This window comes from Campylobacter sp. P0109 (assembly GCF_002138755.1).
Classification (GTDB): domain Bacteria; phylum Campylobacterota; class Campylobacteria; order Campylobacterales; family Campylobacteraceae; genus Campylobacter; species Campylobacter devanensis.
Window position 1 is genome coordinate 495,482 of sequence record NZ_MJKK01000001.1, and the last position, 23,102, is coordinate 518,583.

General features: G+C 33.0%; 24 protein-coding genes. 8 read left to right on the forward strand and 16 right to left on the reverse strand.

Going from position 1 to position 23,102, the window contains the following annotated elements; translation table 11 throughout:
- The first annotated feature begins 77 nt into the window (after window positions 1-77).
- Entirely contained in the window at window positions 78-1,166 is a 1,089-nt protein-coding gene (locus CIGNP109_RS02550; protein ID WP_086228081.1) for a type I restriction endonuclease, read from the forward strand.
- 71 nt (window positions 1,167-1,237) lie between these two features.
- Here CIGNP109_RS02550 and CIGNP109_RS02555 read toward each other — a convergent pair whose 3' ends face one another.
- The 15 genes from CIGNP109_RS02555 to folD all read right to left on the reverse strand — a co-directional run bounded on the left by CIGNP109_RS02555 (window position 1,238) and on the right by folD (window position 14,442).
- Window positions 1,238-1,576, reverse strand: coding sequence for a chaperone NapD (locus CIGNP109_RS02555; protein ID WP_086228082.1), 339 nt, complete (start codon window positions 1,574-1,576; stop codon window positions 1,238-1,240).
- Window positions 1,576-2,472 (reverse strand): hypothetical protein, encoded by an 897-nt coding sequence (locus tag CIGNP109_RS02560; RefSeq protein WP_086228083.1) that lies wholly within the window; start codon window positions 2,470-2,472, stop codon window positions 1,576-1,578. Before CIGNP109_RS02560 ends, CIGNP109_RS02555 begins: the two co-directional genes overlap by 1 nt.
- Window positions 2,472-2,933 carry a 4Fe-4S ferredoxin gene (locus tag CIGNP109_RS02565; protein WP_086226928.1) on the reverse strand — a complete coding sequence of 154 codons (462 nt, stop codon included), beginning with the start codon at window positions 2,931-2,933 and terminating at the stop codon, window positions 2,472-2,474. Before CIGNP109_RS02565 ends, CIGNP109_RS02560 begins: the two co-directional genes overlap by 1 nt.
- Window positions 2,930-3,466 carry a nitrate reductase cytochrome c-type subunit gene (locus CIGNP109_RS02570; RefSeq protein ID WP_236845544.1) on the reverse strand — a complete coding sequence of 179 codons (537 nt, stop codon included), beginning with the start codon at window positions 3,464-3,466 and terminating at the stop codon, window positions 2,930-2,932. Before CIGNP109_RS02570 ends, CIGNP109_RS02565 begins: the two co-directional genes overlap by 4 nt.
- Complete coding sequence (gene napH, locus CIGNP109_RS02575; protein ID WP_086228084.1) at window positions 3,463-4,248, reverse strand: quinol dehydrogenase ferredoxin subunit NapH; 786 nt, start codon at window positions 4,246-4,248, stop codon at window positions 3,463-3,465. The genes CIGNP109_RS02570 and napH overlap by 4 nt, the downstream gene beginning before the upstream one ends.
- Window positions 4,245-4,997, reverse strand: a complete 753-nt coding sequence (gene napG, locus CIGNP109_RS02580; protein ID WP_086228085.1) for a ferredoxin-type protein NapG — start codon at window positions 4,995-4,997, stop codon at window positions 4,245-4,247. Before napG ends, napH begins: the two co-directional genes overlap by 4 nt.
- Window position 4,998: 1 nt before the next feature.
- On the reverse strand, window positions 4,999-7,776 hold the full coding sequence (napA, locus tag CIGNP109_RS02585) for a periplasmic nitrate reductase subunit alpha (RefSeq protein WP_086228086.1): 2,778 nt from the start codon (window positions 7,774-7,776) through the stop codon (window positions 4,999-5,001).
- Between the two features lie 407 nt (window positions 7,777-8,183).
- Window positions 8,184-9,287: a redox-regulated ATPase YchF gene (gene ychF / locus CIGNP109_RS02590; protein ID WP_086228087.1), complete on the reverse strand. Its 1,104-nt coding sequence runs from the start codon at window positions 9,285-9,287 to the stop codon at window positions 8,184-8,186.
- Window positions 9,287-10,756 (reverse strand): leucyl aminopeptidase, encoded by a 1,470-nt coding sequence (locus CIGNP109_RS02595; protein WP_086228088.1) that lies wholly within the window; start codon window positions 10,754-10,756, stop codon window positions 9,287-9,289. The genes ychF and CIGNP109_RS02595 overlap by 1 nt, the downstream gene beginning before the upstream one ends.
- On the reverse strand, window positions 10,746-11,351 hold the full coding sequence (locus CIGNP109_RS02600) for a DedA family protein (RefSeq protein WP_086228089.1): 606 nt from the start codon (window positions 11,349-11,351) through the stop codon (window positions 10,746-10,748). The genes CIGNP109_RS02595 and CIGNP109_RS02600 overlap by 11 nt, the downstream gene beginning before the upstream one ends.
- Window positions 11,352-11,354: 3 nt before the next feature.
- Window positions 11,355-11,894: an adenine phosphoribosyltransferase gene (locus CIGNP109_RS02605; RefSeq protein WP_086228090.1), complete on the reverse strand. Its 540-nt coding sequence runs from the start codon at window positions 11,892-11,894 to the stop codon at window positions 11,355-11,357.
- A 27-nt stretch (window positions 11,895-11,921) separates the two neighbouring features.
- Window positions 11,922-12,254: a hypothetical protein gene (locus tag CIGNP109_RS02610; protein ID WP_086224635.1), complete on the reverse strand. Its 333-nt coding sequence runs from the start codon at window positions 12,252-12,254 to the stop codon at window positions 11,922-11,924.
- Window positions 12,245-12,694, reverse strand: coding sequence for a ribose 5-phosphate isomerase B (gene rpiB, locus CIGNP109_RS02615; RefSeq protein WP_086226921.1), 450 nt, complete (start codon window positions 12,692-12,694; stop codon window positions 12,245-12,247). The genes CIGNP109_RS02610 and rpiB overlap by 10 nt, the downstream gene beginning before the upstream one ends.
- Window positions 12,695-12,753: 59 nt before the next feature.
- Window positions 12,754-13,587 carry a signal peptidase I gene (gene lepB, locus CIGNP109_RS02620; protein WP_086228091.1) on the reverse strand — a complete coding sequence of 278 codons (834 nt, stop codon included), beginning with the start codon at window positions 13,585-13,587 and terminating at the stop codon, window positions 12,754-12,756.
- Window positions 13,588-13,590: 3 nt separating this feature from the next.
- Window positions 13,591-14,442 carry a bifunctional methylenetetrahydrofolate dehydrogenase/methenyltetrahydrofolate cyclohydrolase FolD gene (gene folD / locus CIGNP109_RS02625; RefSeq protein ID WP_086228092.1) on the reverse strand — a complete coding sequence of 284 codons (852 nt, stop codon included), beginning with the start codon at window positions 14,440-14,442 and terminating at the stop codon, window positions 13,591-13,593.
- 76 nt (window positions 14,443-14,518) lie between these two features.
- Here folD and CIGNP109_RS02630 point away from each other — a divergent pair, with 76 nt between their 5' ends.
- From CIGNP109_RS02630 to CIGNP109_RS02660, 7 genes are read left to right on the forward strand one after another with little or no spacing between them, the layout of a single operon-like run.
- Entirely contained in the window at window positions 14,519-14,884 is a 366-nt protein-coding gene (locus CIGNP109_RS02630; protein ID WP_086228093.1) for a c-type cytochrome, read from the forward strand.
- Window positions 14,874-16,145, forward strand: coding sequence for a glutamate-1-semialdehyde 2,1-aminomutase (hemL, locus tag CIGNP109_RS02635; RefSeq protein ID WP_086228094.1), 1,272 nt, complete (start codon window positions 14,874-14,876; stop codon window positions 16,143-16,145). Before CIGNP109_RS02630 ends, hemL begins: the two co-directional genes overlap by 11 nt.
- Complete coding sequence (locus CIGNP109_RS02640) at window positions 16,142-16,387, forward strand: AtpZ/AtpI family protein (protein ID WP_086224641.1); 246 nt, start codon at window positions 16,142-16,144, stop codon at window positions 16,385-16,387. Before hemL ends, CIGNP109_RS02640 begins: the two co-directional genes overlap by 4 nt.
- Window positions 16,384-16,875 (forward strand): hypothetical protein, encoded by a 492-nt coding sequence (locus CIGNP109_RS02645; RefSeq protein ID WP_086228095.1) that lies wholly within the window; start codon window positions 16,384-16,386, stop codon window positions 16,873-16,875. Before CIGNP109_RS02640 ends, CIGNP109_RS02645 begins: the two co-directional genes overlap by 4 nt.
- On the forward strand, window positions 16,862-18,082 hold the full coding sequence (locus tag CIGNP109_RS02650) for an MFS transporter (RefSeq protein WP_086228096.1): 1,221 nt from the start codon (window positions 16,862-16,864) through the stop codon (window positions 18,080-18,082). Before CIGNP109_RS02645 ends, CIGNP109_RS02650 begins: the two co-directional genes overlap by 14 nt.
- A complete protein-coding gene (gene fliK, locus CIGNP109_RS02655; protein ID WP_086228097.1) occupies window positions 18,063-19,916 on the forward strand; it encodes a flagellar hook-length control protein FliK in 1,854 nt (617 codons plus the stop codon). The genes CIGNP109_RS02650 and fliK overlap by 20 nt, the downstream gene beginning before the upstream one ends.
- Before the next feature lies 1 nt (window position 19,917).
- Window positions 19,918-20,184 (forward strand): FlhB-like flagellar biosynthesis protein, encoded by a 267-nt coding sequence (locus tag CIGNP109_RS02660; protein WP_086224645.1) that lies wholly within the window; start codon window positions 19,918-19,920, stop codon window positions 20,182-20,184.
- Between the two features lie 36 nt (window positions 20,185-20,220).
- Here the strand turns inward: CIGNP109_RS02660 and zupT are convergent, their stop codons facing one another.
- The gene (zupT, locus tag CIGNP109_RS02665) at window positions 20,221-21,090 is read right to left on the reverse strand and encodes a zinc transporter ZupT (RefSeq protein ID WP_086224646.1); all 870 of its coding nucleotides are present in this window, start codon (window positions 21,088-21,090) and stop codon (window positions 20,221-20,223) included.
- Window positions 21,091-23,102: the final 2,012 nt, after the last annotated feature.

Genomic DNA, 23,102 nt, shown 5'->3' on the forward strand with positions numbered 1-23,102 from the left:
ATGAAAATAATCTGAATTTAAATTTGATTATTTATTTTAAATTTGCTAAAATTACGCAAAATTAGCAAGGAATAAAAATGGCTGAGTTTAAAGAAGAGCTTTTAAAACTTTCTAAAAGGATAGAAAATACAAAAGATAGAGTGCTAACTGAAGAAGCTACAAAGATGAGCTTTATAGTTCCATTTCTTAGAATTTTAGGATATGATGCAACTGATCCATCTGTGGTAGTACCAGAATTTACAGCAGATATCGGAACAAGAAATGGAGAAAAGGTTGATTATGCTATATTAAAAGATGATTCTCCTTTAATATTGATCGAAGCTAAGCATCATAGTGAAAATTTAGACACTCATTGTAATCAACTTATGCGTTATTTTAATGTTACTAAGGCTAAATTTGCAATATTGACAAACGGTATAGAGTATAGATTTTATACTGATAGCCAAGAACCTAATATAATGGATTTAACTCCTTTCTTGCTTATCAATATGAATCAATTAATAGATAGCAAATTAAAAGAGTTGGAAAAATTTAAGTGTGATAAGCTAAATATAGATGACCTATCATCTATGGCTACAGAGCAAATATATCATAATAAAATCAGAGATATATTTAAACAAGAAATAGAAAATCCTAGTGATGATTTTACTAGATTTTTTGCTCAAAAAATTACTAGCAATAGAATAACTGGAAATGTCTTAGATAAATTTAGATCTCATATCAAAAGAGTATTTACCAATATGATAAATGACATTGCAAATGAAAAAATCGATAGTATCCAAGCTCAAATTAAGCAAAATCAATCACACAATAACTCGCAACAATCCCAAATAGAAGAAAGCAACATAAACACAGCAGAAGATAATCAAATAATAACAACAGAAGAAGAGTTGCAGTCATTTTATATTGTGCGCTCCATACTTGTTTGTAGTCCAACCATTCAAGCAAGCGATGTGAATTATAAAGATACAAGAAGTTATTTTTATGTTTATCTATATAATAAAACAACAAAATGGGTATGTAGAATTTATTATCGTCCAAATGGATCTTATATTATCATACCAGATCAAAATGGTGAAGATAAAAGATATGATATTCAAACGCCAGATGATATCTACTCTTTGCGTGAAGAATTAATAAAATATGCAAATTCTATCACAAAATGATATAACTCAATCTAATTTAAGCTCCAATACAGGAGCTTAAAAAACCTAGTTTTATATACAATTAATCCAAATCAAATATTTGGATTGCCATTATATTTTATATCTTTAACATCCATTTCATCTATTTTGCGCACTATACTACCTATATCATTTGAGTTGGCTTTAGATATATCGCCTTCTAAATTTTGATAGCTATATATCATAGCTACGGTACTTACGCCTTCTATTTGTTCTAACATTCTAAAAGTAGCCAACTCTTCATCTAAATCTGCAGACTCTATGACAGCTACTATTTTATCATTTTCTTTAGCAGCTACTTCACAGTTTGAAATCTTATCTATTTTTGTAGCTACTTCTTCGCAAATATTAGGATTCATTAGAGTTATAACCACACTTGATATATTATTCATTACATACTCCAAAAATATATTTTATTATCATAGCTTGAACCAATTAGATACTCATCATTAAAAATTAAATAATTTAATGAAGCTCCATCATACTCTATATTTTTAATTATTTCACCATTTTTATCAATAATTTTTATACTATTTTCTGTACTAAATGCTCCCTTATCACTACTTATCCCAACACAATATACTAAAAATTTAGCCTCATAATAAAACTCTTTTGAGCCGTTATTAAAATATGATTTTTTATCAGCAGAACCACTAATTAATAATTTGCCATCAATACCAACGCTATAAATTGTATCTTTTTGGGCATTTACCTGCTTTACAACGCTTTTAAGCTTAGTATCAAAATAAAATATCACACCACCTTCAATCCCAATAGCTATAACACCATTTTTTCTATCAAAAGCAGCATCTCCAGTGCTTGAAGTAGTTAATTTATTTTCAAAAACAACCTTACCTTCTCTAAAATTATAATACTCAACCTCGCTACTTAAAGTAACAAAAATTACATGATTACTATCGAGTAAAAATATCTTTTTAACTCCATCAGTATGCATTTTAAAGCTCTTTAAATTTCCATTTTCTAAAATACCAAGCGACTTGGTTCCATTATCGCTCTCATACAAAATAGCTACCACTTCGCCAAGTTTGTCAATACTAAAAATCTTTGGTGCTATATCATTATCAAAATAATTTGAGAACTTTGGTAGATCTATCATCTTATTTAGCTCTTGAGTCTTTATGCTATAATTATAAAGCTCACCATTATCAAGCCCTATTAATAGCTCATCCTTATCAAGCTTGACACTTACAGCATTTGCAGGTAATTTTAACTCAAAACTACCCCATAAAAATGTAATAGCCATAAATAAAACTACAAAAAATCTCATCAATTTCCCCTTACAATTACTGAGTTATTTACACATACGCTTACGCACTCACTACACCCTACGCAACTATCATTAACAGTAGGCCTAAACATTCCTAAATACTCTATGGCTCTAAATTTACAAATATCTAAGCAGTTGTAGCATATAACCTCATTCCAAGCCAAGCAAGTAGCCGTATTTATCTCTACGCTTGCATTTATTTTAGCCGGATAAGCCAAATTTAACACGCTCTTACCTATAGATTCACACGCTATAGCGCACTCTTTACAAAAATTACAACCAAGCTTATACTGGTTAAATTTAATTCTACCATCATCAAACTCCAAAAGTTCTCTTTGGCAACTAGACACACAAGGCGCATGGCAGTTAATGCAATCAAACTCTCCGCTGAAATATGGCGGTGCAATAAGTCTAGGCTCTCTTTGCTTAAATTTAGCAAAGAGATTTCGCCTATCTATCATTTAATACCTTGATTTAAAACATCAATAAGATTAGATGATCTATTACCCTCACCATCTCTAAAATCAGCTTTAAAATTATTTTTAACTAGCGGTTCAGCATCTGCTTGTGGTACGTGGCATTGAACGCAGTTAAATCTTTCTGTATTTAGCTCTTTTGTTTTTTTACCAGTTGATAGATACATATAGTGACTTTGTGGAGCTGGAATTGTGCCCATTTCTTTAGCTGTTTCTGGAGTGTGGCATGTCAAACACATATTAGACTCTATTGTAATAGGCAACAAACCCTCCAAGCTATGTGGAATTAATGGCGGAGCATTTTCATAGCTTCTTTCATATACTTCATTGTTACCTGGCAGATCGCCTTTCCAAGTAATTACTGGATTTTTTACATTAACTTCATCTTTAAGTTCCACACTTCTAAGGCCAATTTGTGTATCTTCTACTGCTGAGCCTTGTCCTGTGCTCAAATTACAAGCTGCTAAAACTAGTGCTGCAGTCGCACTAAGTAAAACATTTTGCAAACCCTTTTTCATTGTTCTCTCCTAAATTTTAATATACTAAAATTAAGTGCATCATCATCGCAAGCCTCTACGCAACGTCCGCAACTTATACACTCGCTTCTTATATTGCCACTTTGTTTACCCACTATATCCAAGACTTGCATCTCTGGACAAACAACTTTGCACTTATTGCAATGAGTGCAATTTTTACTGTTGTGATAAATGCGTATTAAGCTAAATCTACTAACTAATGCCCAAAATGCTCCCAAAGGACATAAATGACCACATATTAATCGCTTACCTAAAAAAGCCTCTATACAAATAATTATGATAGCTATACTAATAGCCGATCCACTAAGATATACAACACCTCTAGTAAAAGCCCCTATATAGCTTATACTTTCAAAGGCTGCTATGCTAAAAGCAAAGCTAAATATCAAGCTCAGCGCAAATAGATAGTATCTTGAATTTGAGCTTATATTAACTAGATTTTTGCCAATTTTTAGCTTTGTTCTTATGTATGCACCAAGATCTGTTAGAATATTTACTGGACAGACCCAAGAACAAAATGCTCTAGGTGCTATCAAAGCATAAAAGACAACCATAATCAAAGCCCCAATTACACTTGCACTACCTACACTAAATCCAGCCAAAAATAGCTGAAGTAAAGCATATGGATCACTAAGTCCGATTACACCAAAGATCTCTGAGCTACTTAAATTTCCTTTTAAGATATTTACGCCATATATATTTCCAGCTATAAACAATCCCAAAATAGCTAATTGAACTACCCTTCTAGCAATTGTAAATTTCATAGCTCATCTCCATTTAGATACTTAATACCCTTTTTGCTATCTAAATGCATTTTAGTATCAGCATCTTTTAGTTTAGCATCATCACCTTCTACCCAGCCTTTTACATAGTTATTACCCAACTTACCCATAACCATATCTCTTGGAAGCACGGTTATTGCGGCTTTATCTGTGATACATGCTATTTCACATTTACCACATCCAGTACAATAATCACTATCTACAATCGGCAATAAAAATGCGTGTTTGCCAGTTCTTTCATTGCGTTTATAATCTATCAATAAAGCCTTATCTATCAACGGACAAGCACGATAACACGCATCACATTGAATTCCAAAATAGGCTACACAGTTTTTCTCATCAACAACTGCTACACCCATTTTAGCCATATTGATATCCAAAGCTCCATCTTTTGTAACTAGCTTAGGATCTAGCGCCTCTGTTGGACACTCAACTACACAAGGAATATCTTCGCACATAAAGCAAGGGATATCCCTTGGGGTAAAAAATGGAGTTCCGATACCTACGCCACTATCTTTAAATTCAGCGAGTTTTAGCGTATCAAAAGGACACGCCTCAACGCATAGCCCGCATCTAATACAACGAGTCAAAAACTCATCTTCATCCAAAGCTGCAGGCGGACGCAGTTTAAGCACAGGCTTAGCATTTGCATACTCTTTATAAACAAATGAGCTAGCAGCTAAAAGTCCAACTAAACTAAAACCCGTCTTGATAGCATCTCGCCTTTGCATTTTAGGCCTTATAGACTTTTACAGCACATTTTTTAAAGTCTGTCTGTTTAGATAATGGACAAGTAGCATCTAGACAAACTTTATTAATATATACATTTTCATCAAACCAAGGCACATATACCAAGCCTACAGGTGGTTTATTTCTACCACGGAAATCCACTCTAGCTTTTACTTTGCCACGGCGGCTCTCTACCCATACGACATCATTTTGAGCTACGCCGATTTTTTTGCCATCTTCTTCATTCATATAGCAAAGTGCTTCTGGAACAGCACGGTATAGCTCAGGAACACGCATTGTCATAGTACCACTATGCCAGTGCTCTAGCACCCTACCTGTACATAGCCATAGTGGATACTCTTTGCTTGGAGTTTCTGGTGCATCCATAAATGGTCTAAAGAATATTTTTGCTCTATTTTTTATAGAAGTTTTTTCAGGGTTAGTAACTTTGGTTAAATCCCCACTTGGTAGAGCGCCACCTGCGTTACCATAGAAAGCAAAATCGCTATCTGGAGCTGCTTTTTTCGCATATACATCATATTTGGTATTAAATCTCCATTGAGTCTCTTTGCCATCTACAACTGGCCATCTAAGACCTCTAACTTTATGATATGTATCAAAATCTGCTAGGTCGTGACCGTGGCCTACGCCAAATTTTCTATACTCTTCCCAAAGATATTTTTGGACAAAAAATCCATAGCCTTTAAATACATTACCATCGCTACCAACTACATTTCTGCTATCACCGAATACTTCAGTATTATCAAATCCATTTATAATAGCATCATCAGCACTAAATGATTTAGCCTCAGCATTAGCAAATAACACATCATATAGAGTTGATTCTGGAGTATAGCCTAATTTAGCCGCTTCATCTAAGACACTTGGAAGCGTTAGTTTGTTATCGATTTTTTTCTCACCCCAAACCTCTTTTAGTTTAAAGCGTTTGCTAAATTCCATATATTGCCATGTATCGCTCATAGCCTCGCCTACTGGAAGGACTTGTTGTCTCCAATGTTGAGTTCTTCTCTCAGCATTACCATAAGCTCCCCATTTTTCATATATCATAGCTGTTGGCAAGATAAGGTCAGCTACCTTAGCACTAATACCTGGATATGGATCGCTCACTACTATGAAGTTATCCATCTCTCTTGCCGCTTTAATCCAGTGGTTGGCATTTGCAGTATTGTGCCATGGGTTATTTACATGTACCCAAATAAATTTGATCTTACCATCTTCAAGATCACGCATAATTTTCATATATGGCGCACCTGGTTTTGGGTTTAGAGTTTTAGCTGGAAGTTTCCAAATTTTCTCTGTAATCTCCCTATGTTTTGGATTGGCTACGACCATATCTGCTGGTAAGCGGTGTGAGAATGTACCAACCTCTCTAGCGGTACCACAGGCACTTGGCTGACCTGTTAGTGAGAATGCTCCACTGCCCGGTTTAGCTTGTTTGCCTAGTAAGAAATGCACCATATAGCTTTGTTCATTTACCCAAGTACCACGAGTGTGTTGATTCATACCCATTGTCCAAAAGCTTACAACTTTGCGTTTTTGGTCTATATAATAATTTGCTAGAGTTTGAAGTTTTTTCTTAAACTCTTCTAAATCTTCATTAGCATCACCTTTAGCTAATTTCGCTACAAAATCAAGTGTGTATGGCGCTAAAGCCTTTTTAAATTCATCAAATGAAATTTGCCAATGAGCATCTGGAGCAGCTGTGTGTTTATTTTCCATTGTATCACCAGCTTTCATTCCTAAATATGCTAGTGTTACGCCTTCGGCTTCAGTTAATACTTTAGATCTCTCTTTGGCTGCAGTGTCAAGCTCGCTTGGTAGATATTTAGGGTGGTTGATATTATCTCTCATACCATAGCCAATATCAGCTGGGCCTGTAGTAAATACACAGTGCTCTTTTACGAATTTTTCATCTATAGCTTCTGGATGATTATATACAATCTCTCTAGCGATATAGTTCCATATAGCTAAGTCAGTTTGCGGTCTAAAGATAATCTCCATATCAGCGATATTTGATGTTCTATTTGAAAATGTAGATAAATTTATAATTTTTACATTATTTGGATTTTGAAGTTTTCTATCGCTCACCCTAGCCCATAAAACTGGATGCATCTCTGCCATATTAGCACCCCAGCACACTACTGTATCAGTTAGCTCTATATCATCATAGCAACCAGCGGGTTCATCTATACCAAAAGTTTGCATAAAGCCCACAACCGCACTAGCCATACAGTGTCTAGCATTTGGGTCAATATTGTTTGAGCGAAAACCCCCTTTGATTAGCTTAACAGCCGAATATCCCTCTTGGACAGTATATTGTCCAGAGCCAAATACACCAATACCAGTTGGTCCAAGCTCATTATAAGCTCTTTTAAATTGTTTTTCCATCTCGTCAAATGCTCTTTTCCAGCTAACTTCAACGAATTTACCATTTTTATCAAATTCACCCTTAGAATTTACCCTTAAAAGTGGTTTAGTAATTCTATCTTCGCCATACATAATCTTAGCATTAAAATAGCCTTTAATACAATTCAAACCACGATTTACAGGAGCCAATGGATCGCCTTTTACCGCAACTATCTTACCATCTTTAGTAGCAACGACAATACCACAACCAGTACCACAAAATCTACATACTGCTTTATCCCAACGCCAATCTTGCTCTTTGTTAGCAGCACTTAGTGCGCTAGGCGCAGTAAGACCAGCTGCTGAACACGCAGCTGCAACAGCTGAGCTTTTAATAAAATCTCGTCTATCCATGTTCGACCTTTCTAAAATAATGTAGAATTGGTGTTATTATATACATTTATTTGTATTTTACTACTTAAAATTTTTTTGATATATAATTATTTATATAATATATTTTAATTAAATTTAGACTTTAATACTCTTTTTATATTTTTATTAAAATCAAAAAATATATGGTAAAATCAGTATTTAAGATATATATAATAAATTTTAGTAATTTAAAATTTACAAAATATTTGATATTTATTATCATAAATACTAAGTAAAATTATAAAAATATATAAATAAAATATCTTGTGCTTTAGCTCAATTTATATAATAGTTTATAAATTTTTAATAATTGAAAAATAAGTTTTTAAATTAAAATTAATATATAGAATATATCCGAATTTAGATCTCTCTAAATTCGGATTGAATTATCACACATTAAATCTAAAATGCATCACATCGCCATCATTAACGACATAATCCTTACCTTCTAATCTCATCTTGCCAGCTTCTTTGGCCTTGGCTTCACCGCCACAAGCGATATAATCATCATAGCTGATAACTTCAGCTCTGATAAATCCTCTTTCAAAATCATTATGTATCACGCTCGCAGCCTTTGGGGCTTTCCACCCTTTGTGTATAGTCCAAGCCCTAACTTCCACAACCCCAGCTGTAAAATAACTAATAAGCCCAAGCTTCGCAAATGCCGTGCGTATAATGCTCTCTAATCCACTCTCACTCGCTCCTAAGCTCTCTAACATCTCTTTAGCCTCAGTATCATCTAACCCTATTAGCTCCTCTTCTATCTTAGCACAAAGCTTGATAACCTCTGCCCCACGCTCTTTGGCATATTCTTTTACCTTTTTTACATACTCATTATCGATAGAAATTTCATCTTCATTAACATTAGCGCCATATATAACCTCTTTTGCTGAAAGAAGTCTAAGCTCTTTATTTAAAGCGTTAAAAACATCACTATCAAATTCACTAAACGACGCCGCACTCTTGCCACTATCTAAATGATCTGCTAAGGCTTTAGCACACTCTAAGCTCTCTTTAGCACCTTTTACATTTGCTTTAGCCTCTTTTGTTAATTTCTCAATCTTTTTAGCAAGTTGCTCTATATCAGCTAGTATAAGCTCAGTTTCGATAATCTCGATATCTCTAATTGGATCTACGCTATTTTCTACATGCGTAACATTAGAATCTTCAAAGCACCTTACCATGTGTAAGATCACCTCGGTTTCCCTAATATTAGAAAGAAATTTATTCCCAAGCCCTTCGCCCTTACTAGCACCCTTTACAAGCCCTGCGATATCTACAAATTCAATTACAGAGTGTTGAATTTTGTTTGGTTTTACGATTTTAGCGAGTTCATCAAGCCTAGGATCTGGCACTGGCACTATAGCTTTATTTGGTTCAATCGTACAAAATGGATAATTAGCCGCTTCGGCGTTACTAGCTTTTGTTAGTGCGTTAAATGTAGTTGATTTACCCACATTTGGCAAACCTACAATACCTACTGATAATCCCATTAATTCTGACCTTTTTGATGATTTCTAGCTAGTTTTTGTAGATAGTATAAACACGCTCTAACTCCAGCTCCACTAGCCCCAGCTGGATTATATCCCCATGCTTTATTTACATAAGCAGGCCCAGCGATATCAAGATGTAACCACCTATCTTTATACTCATCTTTTATAAATTTATCCAAAAATATTCCAGCTGTAATAGCCCCACCATATCTACTTGAAGAGATATTTGAGATATCGGCTATATCGCTTTTTATAAGCTCTTTTAGATGATCATTAAATTCCAAAACAGTTAGATACTCTCCACTTCTACTAGCGTAATTTTTAAATTCACTCTGTAATTCATAGCTATTTCCCATAACTCCACTAGTATATTCACCAAGCCCTACAACACAAGCACCTGTAAGTGTCGCCATATCTATAAGAAGCTCTGGGTCAAGCTCACTTTGCGCCCAATCCAAACAATCAGCCAAAACAAGCCTACCTTCAGCATCTGTATTTTTAACCTCTACACTAACTCCACTACGAGTAATTAGCACATCATCAGGCTTATACGCATTTCCGCCTATCATATTTTCAGTCGCACCCAAAACGGCGTGAATTTCAAATGGCAACTCCATCTTAGCCGCTCCCATTATGATTCCCATAGCAGCCGCTGCGCCACTCTTATCGCTTTTCATAGTTAGCATATAATCAGCTGGCTTTAAGCTTAGTCCGCCACTATCATATGTAAGACCCTTACCTACAAATACAACTCTTTTAATACTCTGTTTTGGGGTGTATTTTAAATGTATTAGGCGCGGCGGATGGATTGAGGCTTTATTAACCGCTAAAAAGGCATTCATATTTTGGCTTTTTAGGTAGTTTTCATCATGTATAGCGCACTCTATATTAGCATAGCTTAGACTTAAATTTTTTGCATCTTCAGCCATCTTTTGTGGGGTGTAGATCTCTGGAATTTCATTTACTATATCTCTTGTAAAATTAGTCGCTTCAGCTATGATATGAGCGTGATCTATACCGATTTGTGCTTCATCTAGGGCGATCTTTTTGCTATTATAATCCTCAGTTGAAATTAGAATTTTTTCTATTTTATTCTCTTTTTTCTCGCTTTTGTATCTATCAAATTTATAACTAGCTAACAAAAATCCCTCAACCATAGCCTCAAAACTCATCTTAACGCAATCCCCGCTATAACTAGCGATTTTGACACTTTTGATATTAAGCTCTTTAATAGCATTAAAAGCCGTAGCACTCGCCAATCTAAGAGAATTTAAATCAAGATTTTTAATCCCTACATAAATCCGCCTCTTACTAGGCAAATTTAAAACCACATCACCCTTATAAGAGTAAAAATCAAACTCACTCAGATCATCTACAAATCTATGACTCAAATTCTTATCAACAATAAAAATTATCTCATAATCAGCCAAAACATCAGCTAATTTTTTATCTATTAATTCAACATTCATTTCTTCTCTTTTTCCTTTCATTTAAAATTCGCTTTTCCATATATTTTAAACCAAAAAATAGTGATGCTAAAAATCCACCAATAATTGGCACCGCAAAATACCAATGCGACTCGGCCCACTCTATCCCAGCCCAAATGAGCTGACCAAAATGCCAAGCCAAAAGTATCGTAATAGCCGCCCATACCCAAGCGCTAATTAAATTTATAAAAGCAAATTTTTTAGCGCTATATCTAGTGATTCCTATACTCATAGGTATAACAGTGCGAAATCCATACATATAACGCTGCATAAAGATAATCGGCCAGCCAAATTTTTGAAGTAGTAGGTGAGCGACGGCGAATTTGCGTCTTTGTTTGGCTAATTTTTTTTGGATATATTTTTTGTTATAGCGACCAATATAAAAATAAATTTGATCCCCCACAAATCCACCAAGTCCAGCCACAAATATTATAAGCCCTAAATTCACATGCCCCTCATGAGCAAATATCCCACCTAAAATAAGAGCTAACTCTCCTTCAGCAATACACCATAAAAATATAATCAGATACGCCCAATTTTTATACTCATATAATAGACCTTTTAAAAACTCTTCCATATCCTACTCCTGTAATACCACATAAATTGGCGCATAATTTTTAATCTCTTTTAATCCACCAATTCCAATATCTATTATAGAGATGATTTCAACCAAATTTCCATTAAGTCTTAAAATAAGCTCACAAGCCGCCTTAGCCGTGCCACCTGTAGCTATAAGATCATCTATTAATAATAGATTTGCTCTAGGCTTAAAGGCATCTATATGCGCTTCAATCTCATCTACTCCATACTCTAATGAGTATTTTTCAGAGATAGTAGCACTTGGTAATTTACCCTTTTTTCTAAAAGGCACAAATCCCACCCCAAGCCTATCAGCCAAAGCCGCACCAAAGATAAAGCCACGGCTCTCGATCCCAACTACATAATCAATATCTTTATCTTTATATCTATCATAGAGATGAGAGATTAAAAGATTAAATGCCTTACCATCGCCTAAAAGTGTGGTAATATCTCGAAATATCACTCCAGGCTTTGGAAAATCAGCAATCTTTCTAATAGTTGAATCTAAATAATCTTTTTGTTCTTGTGATAAACTATACACACTAGTCCTTCTATAAATAAATTTATTTTACAATAGCGCTTCGATTTTGCCCTCTAACTCTTTTATTCTAGCTCTTAATTTGTCATTTTCTACTCTGTATTGAGAATTTCTAGCTCTTAAGCTGCTTACATCACTTTTAATTTTATTTAATTCATCGGTTAAAATATCTATATTCCCAAGACTTCTTTGAAGTTGAACTTGCAATTTGCGAATTATTATTTCAGTATCATCTAGATTGTTCTTAACAAAATCACGCATAGCACGCTCTTTTTTAAGTAAAGTTTTATAATAAAATACCATAACAACCAAATAAAGGCTACAGCAGATAAAAAATGTATAAAAAATCCAATCTAAGAACATTGACATACTCCCAATTTTTCAACTCGTTTTTGATGCCTACCACCACTAAATTCAGTAGTAAAAAATACTTCAACCATATCTTTAATAATCTCAGCGCCAACTACTCTAGCACCAAAACACAGCACATTTGCATCATTATGCTCTCTAGATAGTCTTGCAATAGTAGCATTATGACTCAAAGCACAGCGTATATGAGAAAAGCGATTAGCTGCTATAGATATACCAATCCCGCTACCGCATATCAACACACCAAATTCATCATTACTTTTAATACTATTAGCCACTAAAGCAGCAAAATCAGGATAATCCACGCTATTTTTAGCATTATCAGTTCCTAAATCTATCACCAATACGCCCATATTTTCTAAAATACTCTTAACTTGCATCTTAGCCTCATATCCAGCGTGATCACTTGCTATATAAATCTTAGAAATATTCATCTAAACCTACTTTAAATTAAAATTATCTGATTATATCATATAAAATGATATAAATTTAACTATTTTGCCATATCTTCTAAGCTACTTGCTAAGCGTCCGATACGCTCCCAGCGAATTTTGTAATTTTCATCATAGCTTAGATAGACAAACCACGGCTTGCCAACTATATATTTATAAGGCACAGAACCCCAAAATCTACTATCGCTGCTATTTTCTCTATTATCACCTACCATGAAATACTCATTTTGTGGCACTTTAAAGTAATATGCGTTGAAATTTAATCCATTAATTTTAGGTAATTCTGGCACCATTACCTCACTCATAGCAAAATCCACCATACCAGCAATAGTAAATGTATCAGCTTCTAATCCACCATAATTATCCTTATTAGTGTTATTATCATAGTGAATTCCAGCCATCTTATATGGCTCTTTTATAAATCTTTTACCACCTAATATTACAATATCAGCATCTTTAAATTTACTATTTATCTCATCATCACCACCGCTTGGTCTTAGATACATTGCACTTGGAGCAAATATAACTTCGTCATTTCCAGTAGCAAAATTACGCTTTACATAGTGAATTTTAGGATCTTTTGGATAGCGAAAAACTACTATATCACCACGCTTTGGCCCATCACTAGCTATCAAATGCCCATCACCGTCGCTATCAGGTAAAACTGGAATTTCTACAAAAGGGATATGTGGCGTTGGAATTCCATAAGAAAATTTCTTTACAAATAGATAATCTCCAACTAAAAGAGTATTTTTCATAGAGCCACTAGGGATTACAAATGCTTGAGCGATAAAAAATATTATAAACAAAACTATAATTACTGTCCCCGTCCAACCACTACAAAAATTATAGAATTTCGATAAAATTTTTCTCAAAGTTTAGCCTTTTAATTTTCTATTTTTAGCTGATTTTAGCGTATTGCTAAGCAGCATAGCAATTGTCATTGGCCCTACTCCTCCTGGAACAGGAGTTATCATAGAACACTTCGGAGCTACATTATCATAATCACAATCACCTACTAACTTACCATTATCTAAACGATTTATACCTACATCTATTACCACTGCTCCATCATTTACCATATCAGCAGTTAAAAAATTTGGTTTACCTACAGCAACTACTATAATTTGGGCATTTTGACAAACTTTTGCTAAATCTTTAGTTTTAGAGTGAGCTATAGTCACAGTAGCCCCAGCATTTAGTAGCAGTGCTGCCATCGGCTTACCTACTATATTACTTCTTCCTATTACCACGGCATTTTTACCACTAACTTCAATGTTATACTCTTTTAAAAGCTCCATTATCCCAAGTGGCGTACAAGGCACAAATCCATCTAATCCGCTATTTAATTTACCTACATTTATAGCATGAAATCCATCCACATCTTTACTTGGATCAATAGCTTCTAAAATTTTATTACTATCTATATGTTTTGGAAGCGGCAGTTGAACTAAAATTCCATCTATACTATCATCTGCATTTAAAAGCTCAATCAAAGCTAAAAGCTCGTCTTGAGTAGTAGATTCAGGTAATTTATGAACTACTGAACCCATTTCGCAAGCTATTGTAGATTTTTCTTTACTTGCAACATAAGTTTGACTAGCTTTATCTTCACCTACTAAAATAACTGCTAAAGTTGGAGTAATTCCCATATCTTTTAAAGCTATAGCTTCAGCTTTTACTCTCTCTTTTACTCTGTTACTTATCTCTTTACCATCAATTATTTGCATTTTTAATCCTTTTATGCATTTTTTAATTACAAAAATTGTATCATACCTAAATTCAAATTAAACTCAGGTGAGATTTATGAAATTTATTGGCTTTTTTTTGCTTTTTATTACTTTTGCTTTTAGTGAAGAGTTTATTACTGAGAGCGAATATGCTAAAATGCTATATAAAAATCCTCGTGGAATCGGCTGTGACAAGTGTCATGGAAGCAAAGGGGATGGCGCTTTGATAGTAAAATACAAAGCATTTAATAAAAAAACTAATAAATATGAGGAGAGGTCTTTGATGGCACCACGCATAAATAATCTTGAATTTGATAAATTCGAATCTGCAGTCACAGACTCAAAAGGCATTATGCCATCATATTTTCTTACTCAAAATGAGATTTTAAATTTATTTGAATACATAACTTCATTTAATAAGGATAAAAAAGATGAGAAATAAAGATGAATTCCTCAAAGCACAAAAGTATATCCCAGGTGGTGTAAATTCGCCTGTTCGTGCCTTTGGTTCAGTTGGTTCTACTCCTGTGATGATAGATAGGGGTGAGCGTGAGTTTATCTATGATATTGAAAATAATGAGTATATTGATTATGTTTTAAGCTGGGGGCCACTCATCTTTGGGCATTGTGATAAGGATATAGAAGATGCTGTGATATCAACGGCCAAAAAGGGCCTAAGCTTTGGTGCGCCATGTTTATTAGAGACTGAGCTTGCTCAATTAGTATTATCTAAATTCCCTCATTTAGATAAAATTCGCTTTGTTAGTAGCGGGACTGAAGCTACTATGAGCGCTATTAGATTAGCTCGTGGATATAGCAAAAAAGATGGAATAATCAAATTTGAAGGTTGCTATCACGGCCATAGCGATGGATTATTAGTTAAAGCCGGTAGTGGGGCTACCACTTTTGGATATTCAAGTAGCTTAGGCGTCCCAAATGATATAGTCAAAAACACTCATCTAGCCAAATATAATGACCTAGATAGCGTCAAAGAGTGCTTTAAAAATGGTGATATCGGTGTTATTATCGTTGAGCCAATCGCTGGAAATATGGGATTGGTGCCTGGTAGCGATGAGTTTTTACATGGGCTTAGAAAGATTTGTGATGAAAATGGTGCGGTTTTAATCTTTGATGAAGTTATGAGTGGATTTAGAGCTAGTGCCACTGGTAGCTATGGATTAAATAAGATTGAAGCTGATATAGTTACCTTTGGTAAGGTCATTGGTGGTGGTATGCCGTGCGCTGCGTATGCTGGTAAAAAGGATATAATGGAGCTTATAAGCCCACTTGGTGGAGTATATCAAGCTGGGACGCTTAGCGGAAATCCTGTTGCTATGGCTGCGGGACTAGCTGCGTTAAATAAAATTTATAATATGCCAAATTTATATGATGAACTAGAGCAAAAAAGCAAATTTATCACAGATAGTATGCTAGAAGCTGCTAATGAGAGCGGGATTGGATTACAAGTTGAAGTGCGTGGGTCTATGTGGGGATTTTTCTTCAATGAAAATCCTGTTACTAACTACACTCAAGCCCTACAAAGCGATACAAATTTATTTGCCAAATTCCACGCTCAAATGCTAAAGCGTGGCATCTATCTAGCACCAAGTCAGTTTGAAACTTGCTTTGTTTGCAAGCCTCTAAGCCAAACTAGCTTAGACAAAACCGCACAAGCCATAAAAGAGAGTTTTAAATCGCTATGAGTCAAAAAAGCAAAAAGATAAACACCGCAATAAAAGCCGCTGATAGCCTAAGCCTTGGGATCTCAATCGTAGTTGCGGTGCTTATAGGCTTTGGCATCGGCTGGGGATTAAAGGAACTAACAGGCTCAAACTGGGGACTTGGAGTTGGTATTTTCATAGGTGTTGGTGCTGCGATAAATAATATCTATAAGGCCTATAAATCTCAAGTTAAAAGCTATGAAGAGTTTAAAGAAAAGAGATGAAATTTAAAAATTTAGCTTTTTTTTACCTGATTTTAGACGCTATTTTAATTGCTATTAGCTCGGCTTTTGGGGCGGTTGAGCTTTTAAATTCACAAGTAGCCTTTATTTGTTCTACTCTTATTTTATTTGCTAGTTATTTTGGATATAAGAGTAGAGTTGAGAATAAAAGTGTTAATTATCAATTAAGCGAGCAAGAACTTGAGCTTTTTGAAGATAGCGAAGATGAGCAGATTAAAAACAATGATAATTCAGACAATTTAAATAAGAAAAATTTTACTACCAAAAGTGATAAAAAGTTAGCTAAATTTCGTAAAATAGATATTCTAGGTGCTTTTAAACCGCTTAGGCTGCTTAGCTATTTTATTTTAATTATTTCCTTTTTTGTTTTGCTTAGGCACGGAATTTTAGAACCAATCGCATTTTTAGCCGGACTTGCTTTAATGCCACTTGGGGTATTTTGCGCTGGAGTATTTTATGGCAGGAAGTAAAAGAGCTATAACCTCGCTTAGTGCTTTATTTATAGGAGTTAGCTTTATATTTATAGCTAGTGGGTTAGTTGTTAGTTCTGCTGGAGTTCTACTAAATGAATTAGGAGCTTCAAATACGCAAATTGGCCTTATTACTTCTTGCTTTTTTATGGGAGCGCTTACTTGTACAATTATATCGCATAGGTTAATTTCACATGTAGGACATATGAGGGCTTATGCTATATTTACTGCGCTTTTTGCCATTTCAGCCCTACTTCATGATATAAGTGAAAATCTCATATTTTGGGCTATTTTAAGATTTATGCTAGGGTTTTGCTATTATAGTATTGTATTAATTGTAGAGAGTTGGTTAAATGAGAAGATTTCAAATTCTGTTCGCTCAAGGGTGCTTGGATTTTATGAAATTATCTTTTATAGCGCCTTTGCCATTGGCGCTGTGATTATGAGTATGGATTTAAGCACTACGAAGGTATTTTTAATTGGCACAATTGCAATCATTTTAGGTTCAATTCCATTAAATTTTCTTAAAATCAAATCACCTAAAATCCCAAAAGCAATGAGTATTAGCTTGCCTAAAATTTACAATATCGCCCCATTAGCGCTTGCTACAAGTATAATTGCTGGTCTTACAATGAATGGATTTTTTTCAATGGCTTCACTATTTATAATAACCCAAGGCTATACCCCAGCACAAGCTGGAATTTTTATAATTATTGGAATGAGTGGCGGATTTATGGCACATACTATATTTGGAACTATTTCTGATAAATTTGGTAGAAAGTTTGCTATTATTTTAGCCTCTAGCATAGCACTGCTAGCATGCCTTATATTTATATTTATTAACCCAGGTATTGCTTTACAGTATCTTATTGTTTTCTTTTTAGGTTTTGGAATATTTGTACTTTACGCACTAGCATTAGCTAGGGCAAACGATGTTGTAACGGATAAAACTACTTATGTCGAAGTTGTAAGAGCTTTACTATTTAACTACTTAATAGGTTCATTTTTATCTACAATAATTATAGGATTTTTAATAAACCAATTTGGCGCTACAGCTTTTATATATTACTACATTACACTGTTGGCATTTTTGATAATCTTTGCTACATTTCAAAAAAATGTACCCAAAGACCAAGAGGTGGCATTTACTCGCCACGGTGGTCATAGTGTGATTTTTGATGAGTTAAATGATGATAATAGTAAATAATACCCCAACCCAACAACCAACCCAAACCAAAGATGATAAAAAATCATCTAAAGAGACTAGTAATACAACTAGCTTAAATGATGGCAAAACCATACTAAAAAAACCAACCCAAGGTATTGTAATTGAGCAGACTAAACTCGATTTAGAATTAAATAAATTCACATCAAAACTATTAAATGCACTCAAGGCTAATATCGATGATGGAACATATAAACAAAATGCCTTAGCCCAGATAAAATCATCGCAAGTAGCACCAAATTTAGCCAAAGATCTAGCCTCTCTTTTAAATTCTATAAAATCAGACCCGAAGCTAAGTCAACTTGGTGCAAAGCTTGAAAGTTTTATCAAACCAGTTGAGCATATTAAAACAACAAACATTGCCCAAACTATCAAAGATACAGGCATAATGCTAGAGGCTAAACTCGCCCAAACTCTAAAGGCTGAAATTTTACCATCAAGCATTAAAGAACTTTTATCACTGATGAAAAATACTACTAATAAAGATCTTACGCTAGCCTTTATGGGTCTTGCAAATACCAAAGAAAGTAGTCCACAAGAGAGCTTTAATGCGCTTTTAGAAATTTTACAAAAAAATAAATTAAAAAATAACCAAATTGTACAAAACTCAAATTTTAAGCCGCTTTTAGAGGCAAATACTAAGCTAGAACATATGGCGAAATTCCTTGATAAAATCGCATATCAAATTCAAACTAATCCCAAAAATCCACTCTCAATAGAGCAAAATATATCACGAGCTATAAACCAAGGTCAAAATATAATCAAAAATATAGAAACTTCGCTATCACAGATTAATTTTAACCACCCAAATTTAAAAAATGTCAAACCTCTAAGTACGCAGCTAGGCCAAATGCTTCTAGATATCAAAGCTGAGTTAAATTCACTAAAATCCAATATAAATAATCCCGCTCTTGATATAAAAGAATTTAAGCTATCAAACAATATAGCAGCCAGTGCTAATCGCCTCTCAGCTATGCTAGAATCTACACAGCTAAGCCAGATTAATAGCGCTACAATAGCACAAACCGCTCAATCTACGCCAAATTTAGAAAGTCTAATAAGCGGTCTAAATCAATCTCAAAATAGCACAAATTTAAGTAATTTCATACAACATATTAACACTGATGCTAATAATCTAAATCTACAAGATAAACTCTCTATGGCTGCTAGAAAGCTATCAAATATTATTAACTTTTTTGATAAAAATAGCCAAGATGCTAAAAGCCATCTAGCTGAACTAAAAGGATTGATAAAAGCTACAAATTTAGCTAAAGCTGATATAGCAAATATCACTCCAAATGATAAAAATCTAGCTGCTCAAACACTACAAAACGATGTTAAAGCCACACTTTTAGCCCTAAAAGAAGCCACAGCCAATCAACCAAATCAGGCTGCGTTAAATCAAAATATAAATAGACTTTTAACTCAAATCGAAATGCACCAGCTAATTAGCTATGCACAAAATTCGCTTCAAACATACTTACCATACTCATGGGATGCGCTTGAGAGTAGTAGCGTAGCTTTTAAACAAGGTAAAAAGAAACGTTTCTACGCTAAAATTGATCTAAATTTTACTCATTTTGGTAATGTTGATATCGTAATTGCCTTAAACGATAACAAATATATCGATATTAGTATTGCTACTGGTACGGCTGAATTTAAAAACCTAATCCTAAGTGCTAGTAAAGAACTAAAAAGTGCAATCACTGGATTGGGATTAATAGTTAGTAGCTTTACTTTGGTTCATAAACCTAAAAAAGCCCCGTATCATCAAGCTGACAGGGCATTTGATTTTGGATTTAACAAAAAGGCATAAGATGGCAAAAAAAATTAAAAAGGCAGTTGCTCTAGGTTATAATAAAGATAAAAACAATGCTCCAATGGTTTTAGCTAGCGGCAAAGGTGAAGTAGCTAATAAAATCATTGAAGCAGCCAAAATTTATAAAGTTCCCATTAGAGAAGATAGTGACTTAGTCGAGATTCTAAGCAAAGTTGATATTAATCAAGAAATTCCACCAAATTTATACAAAGCCGTCGCTGAAGTATTTAGTTTCTTATACCGTACTACTAAGATAAAAAAATAAATTAGCTAAATTATGGATCTAAATTTAATACAAAATTTAGATCCCAAGTAAAATCAAGCTCACTGCCATTACCACCATACCAGCAACTAAACCATATAAACTATCATGTGCCTTATCATAACTCCTAGCTGCTGGTAAAAGCTCATCAAAGCTAATAAAAACCATAATTCCAGCAACAACACCAAAAACACTAGCCATCACTGTCTCATTCATAAAAGGCATCAAAATCAATGCTCCAGCAATTGCGCCAATAGGCTCAGCAAGTCCTGATAAACACGAATAGGCAAAGGCTCGCTTTTTATCTCCAGTAGCATGATATATTGGCAATGAAACTGCTAGTCCCTCAGGAATATTATGTAATGCTACAGCCCCAGCAATTGCTAGCCCAAAACTTAACGACTCAACACTACTAATAAATGTCGCAAATCCCTCAGGAAAATTATGTATCGCAATAGCAAAAGCAGTAATAATCCCGGTTCGTTTTAAGCTCTTTAAGCTCTTTTGACTAATTCCTGGATGATAGGTTGGACGTGGCTCATTACTTTTTGGCAGTGGGCAAAATTTAAGCTCATCAAGGCTATCTTTTGGTTCATGGGGATTTAAATCGCTTGGAATAAATTTATCAATTAAAGCAGTTAAAACTATTCCGCTAAAAAATGCTAAAAGTCCTATAAACTCAGCATTTTTACTTTCAAAAATTCTAGCAAAATCATCCATAGAACTAGGCAAAATCTCCATAAATGAGATATAAATCATCACTCCAGCACTAAATCCAAGCCCAATACTAAGAAGCCTATAATCATCTTTTTTACTAAAAAATGCAATTACTGCACCAATTGAAGTAGAAAACCCAGCAAAAAGCGTAAGCAAAAATGCATAAAAAAGTTGCATAAAACCAAATTCCATCTATATATCCAAATAATAATTTTTATTATTAATATAGCTAAATTTAGCTTTAAAAATACTCAAATTCCCATCTTTTACCAATTTTATATTTTATTTACATATTTTTTGTTATGCTAATAAAATATAAAAACTTATAAAATGAGAATATTAACTATTTTAAATTTAAGAAAAAATAAAACTAAATCAAATAATTATTTATAAAGATAAATTTATATTATCTTTTCTTTAATATTATTATCTTTATCTTTATTTAATATAATCTATTATTAATTTAGAATTTCAAATTTAAATACTCTTAAATTTAGTATAGCTTAATTCAGCATTTTGAGAGCTTATAAACTTAAATTATCGTATATTTTTATTTATCTCAGATGTATCATGATAATTTTTATATTTGTTTATAAATTCCATATTTAAATTAAACTGCTTACTATTATAAAGCTTCTCATCATATATAACAGCAAATTTTATACCATAATTTTTAGATTTTTTATAACGTGTCTTGAACCACTAACTATTTAACTTTTTATTCTTTTTAGCATCACTTTTGCTATAGCTAGTAGTTAAAACCATCATATCGCTAAATAACACTTGCAATCTATCTCTTCACACACATCCACTCATTTGTTCTTTAAAATTTAAAATATCTTTATAATATCTACTAATAATCAATCCACCATTAATAGATATTGGTTTGCCAAATCAGTATTTTATTTAGGGATAATCTCTTTTATCCTACTTAGTAAAATCGTAATTGTTAGCATATTAAATTTAAAAGCAGCCCTATGAGCAATACCATCACATATAAATGCTAATCCACTTGCAATCACGACTCCATTTATTTACAAATTTAGAAGCAATATATACAAACACTCATCATCTTTAACTCTAAGAAAAAATCAATACCATCTTTTAAATTATTCACGCAAACCTAGCTATCTCTAAAGCGCATTTTTTCATTATTAGTATATATATCAGAAACCAAACAAACATAATATTAATGCTTAAAAGACCATTTAAGCAAATCAATATTTGATAAAAAAGTATAGATATATTTAAAACATATATTTGAAATATTATTAAGTTTACCTTGATCTTTTGGTTTGTAAAAATCCTCTTTAATAGTATAAATAAATCTAGCAGGATTTTTTTTTAAATTTTCACAATCAACACGTAAATTACCAATATAATCTAAGCTATAAAAGGCTTTTATATTTTTAGATAAAAATCATTTCTACTAATTGTAAAATCAAATATATTATATTTTTGCATATTTTATCCTATATAAAAATTTGATAATATAGTTTTACTTCACGCATTCTTGCATTTTAAATTTCCATTGTTTCATCATCATAAGCAATAAGATTATTAGGAACTAAATTTAAATTATTAATCAAATTATAATGCTTATTTCTGCTAGAGTTATAATAGATATAAGAAAAATAATTTTGTAAATCATAAAAATTTTATAAGCTCATCAGCTCTATTTTTATTAGTATTAGTCAATAAAATAATTCTATTTGTTTTATGAAATTCTAATATTAGATAATATAGTAAATAATTTACTTTTGTTAAATTAAATATTTAGAATAAATTTGATCTTTATACTCTTTTATTTTAAGTAATTCTACTGCAGATAATGGATTTTCCAAACAGTTGTTTAAAGTTTTTATAGTAACTCTATTAAGTGAGACATTCCAAACTTATTGCTTAAAACATCTTTATATAATATAAGATTAGTATAATTAGTATCTAATAAAGTTCCATCCAAATCAATAACAAAAATATCTAAAGGATTAATAATATAAGCCATAAAAACACTACAACATCTAAGCTTAACAACTTATGATAATAAAATATCCAAGAATTAATAAACTAGTTAAAATATATAAAAATATATAAAAATATATAAAAATATATAAAATAAAAAGCGATTTATACCATTTCATCCATTAAGGTAAAAACAAATAAATACTAAAACTATAGATTAATAAATATAAGATATAAAGAAT

What these genes read in the sequence shown, in the direction of transcription:
- ychF (WP_086228087.1), bottom strand. Translation starts at nt 9,287, where the DNA reads ATGGGATTATCAGTAGGTATTGTAGGTTTGCCAAATGTGGGTAAATCA.
- CIGNP109_RS02610 (WP_086224635.1), bottom strand. Translation starts at nt 12,254, where the DNA reads ATGTTCTTAGATTGGATTTTTTATACATTTTTTATCTGCTGTAGCCTT.
- hemL (WP_086228094.1), top strand. Translation starts at nt 14,874, where the DNA reads ATGAGAAATAAAGATGAATTCCTCAAAGCACAAAAGTATATCCCAGGT.
- CIGNP109_RS02640 (WP_086224641.1), top strand. Translation starts at nt 16,142, where the DNA reads ATGAGTCAAAAAAGCAAAAAGATAAACACCGCAATAAAAGCCGCTGAT.
- napG (WP_086228085.1), bottom strand. Translation starts at nt 4,997, where the DNA reads ATGCAAAGGCGAGATGCTATCAAGACGGGTTTTAGTTTAGTTGGACTT.
- folD (WP_086228092.1), bottom strand. Translation starts at nt 14,442, where the DNA reads ATGCAAATAATTGATGGTAAAGAGATAAGTAACAGAGTAAAAGAGAGA.
- CIGNP109_RS02650 (WP_086228096.1), top strand. Translation starts at nt 16,862, where the DNA reads ATGGCAGGAAGTAAAAGAGCTATAACCTCGCTTAGTGCTTTATTTATA.
- CIGNP109_RS02550 (WP_086228081.1), top strand. Translation starts at nt 78, where the DNA reads ATGGCTGAGTTTAAAGAAGAGCTTTTAAAACTTTCTAAAAGGATAGAA.
- CIGNP109_RS02560 (WP_086228083.1), bottom strand. Translation starts at nt 2,472, where the DNA reads ATGAGATTTTTTGTAGTTTTATTTATGGCTATTACATTTTTATGGGGT.
- CIGNP109_RS02570 (WP_236845544.1), bottom strand. Translation starts at nt 3,466, where the DNA reads ATGAAAAAGGGTTTGCAAAATGTTTTACTTAGTGCGACTGCAGCACTA.
- CIGNP109_RS02660 (WP_086224645.1), top strand. Translation starts at nt 19,918, where the DNA reads ATGGCAAAAAAAATTAAAAAGGCAGTTGCTCTAGGTTATAATAAAGAT.
- napA (WP_086228086.1), bottom strand. Translation starts at nt 7,776, where the DNA reads ATGGATAGACGAGATTTTATTAAAAGCTCAGCTGTTGCAGCTGCGTGT.
- napH (WP_086228084.1), bottom strand. Translation starts at nt 4,248, where the DNA reads ATGAAATTTACAATTGCTAGAAGGGTAGTTCAATTAGCTATTTTGGGA.
- CIGNP109_RS02600 (WP_086228089.1), bottom strand. Translation starts at nt 11,351, where the DNA reads ATGGAAGAGTTTTTAAAAGGTCTATTATATGAGTATAAAAATTGGGCG.
- CIGNP109_RS02630 (WP_086228093.1), top strand. Translation starts at nt 14,519, where the DNA reads ATGAAATTTATTGGCTTTTTTTTGCTTTTTATTACTTTTGCTTTTAGT.
- CIGNP109_RS02595 (WP_086228088.1), bottom strand. Translation starts at nt 10,756, where the DNA reads ATGAATGTTGAATTAATAGATAAAAAATTAGCTGATGTTTTGGCTGAT.
- CIGNP109_RS02565 (WP_086226928.1), bottom strand. Translation starts at nt 2,933, where the DNA reads ATGATAGATAGGCGAAATCTCTTTGCTAAATTTAAGCAAAGAGAGCCT.
- rpiB (WP_086226921.1), bottom strand. Translation starts at nt 12,694, where the DNA reads ATGAATATTTCTAAGATTTATATAGCAAGTGATCACGCTGGATATGAG.
- fliK (WP_086228097.1), top strand. Translation starts at nt 18,063, where the DNA reads ATGATGATAATAGTAAATAATACCCCAACCCAACAACCAACCCAAACC.
- CIGNP109_RS02555 (WP_086228082.1), bottom strand. Translation starts at nt 1,576, where the DNA reads ATGAATAATATATCAAGTGTGGTTATAACTCTAATGAATCCTAATATT.
- zupT (WP_086224646.1), bottom strand. Translation starts at nt 21,090, where the DNA reads ATGGAATTTGGTTTTATGCAACTTTTTTATGCATTTTTGCTTACGCTT.
- CIGNP109_RS02645 (WP_086228095.1), top strand. Translation starts at nt 16,384, where the DNA reads ATGAAATTTAAAAATTTAGCTTTTTTTTACCTGATTTTAGACGCTATT.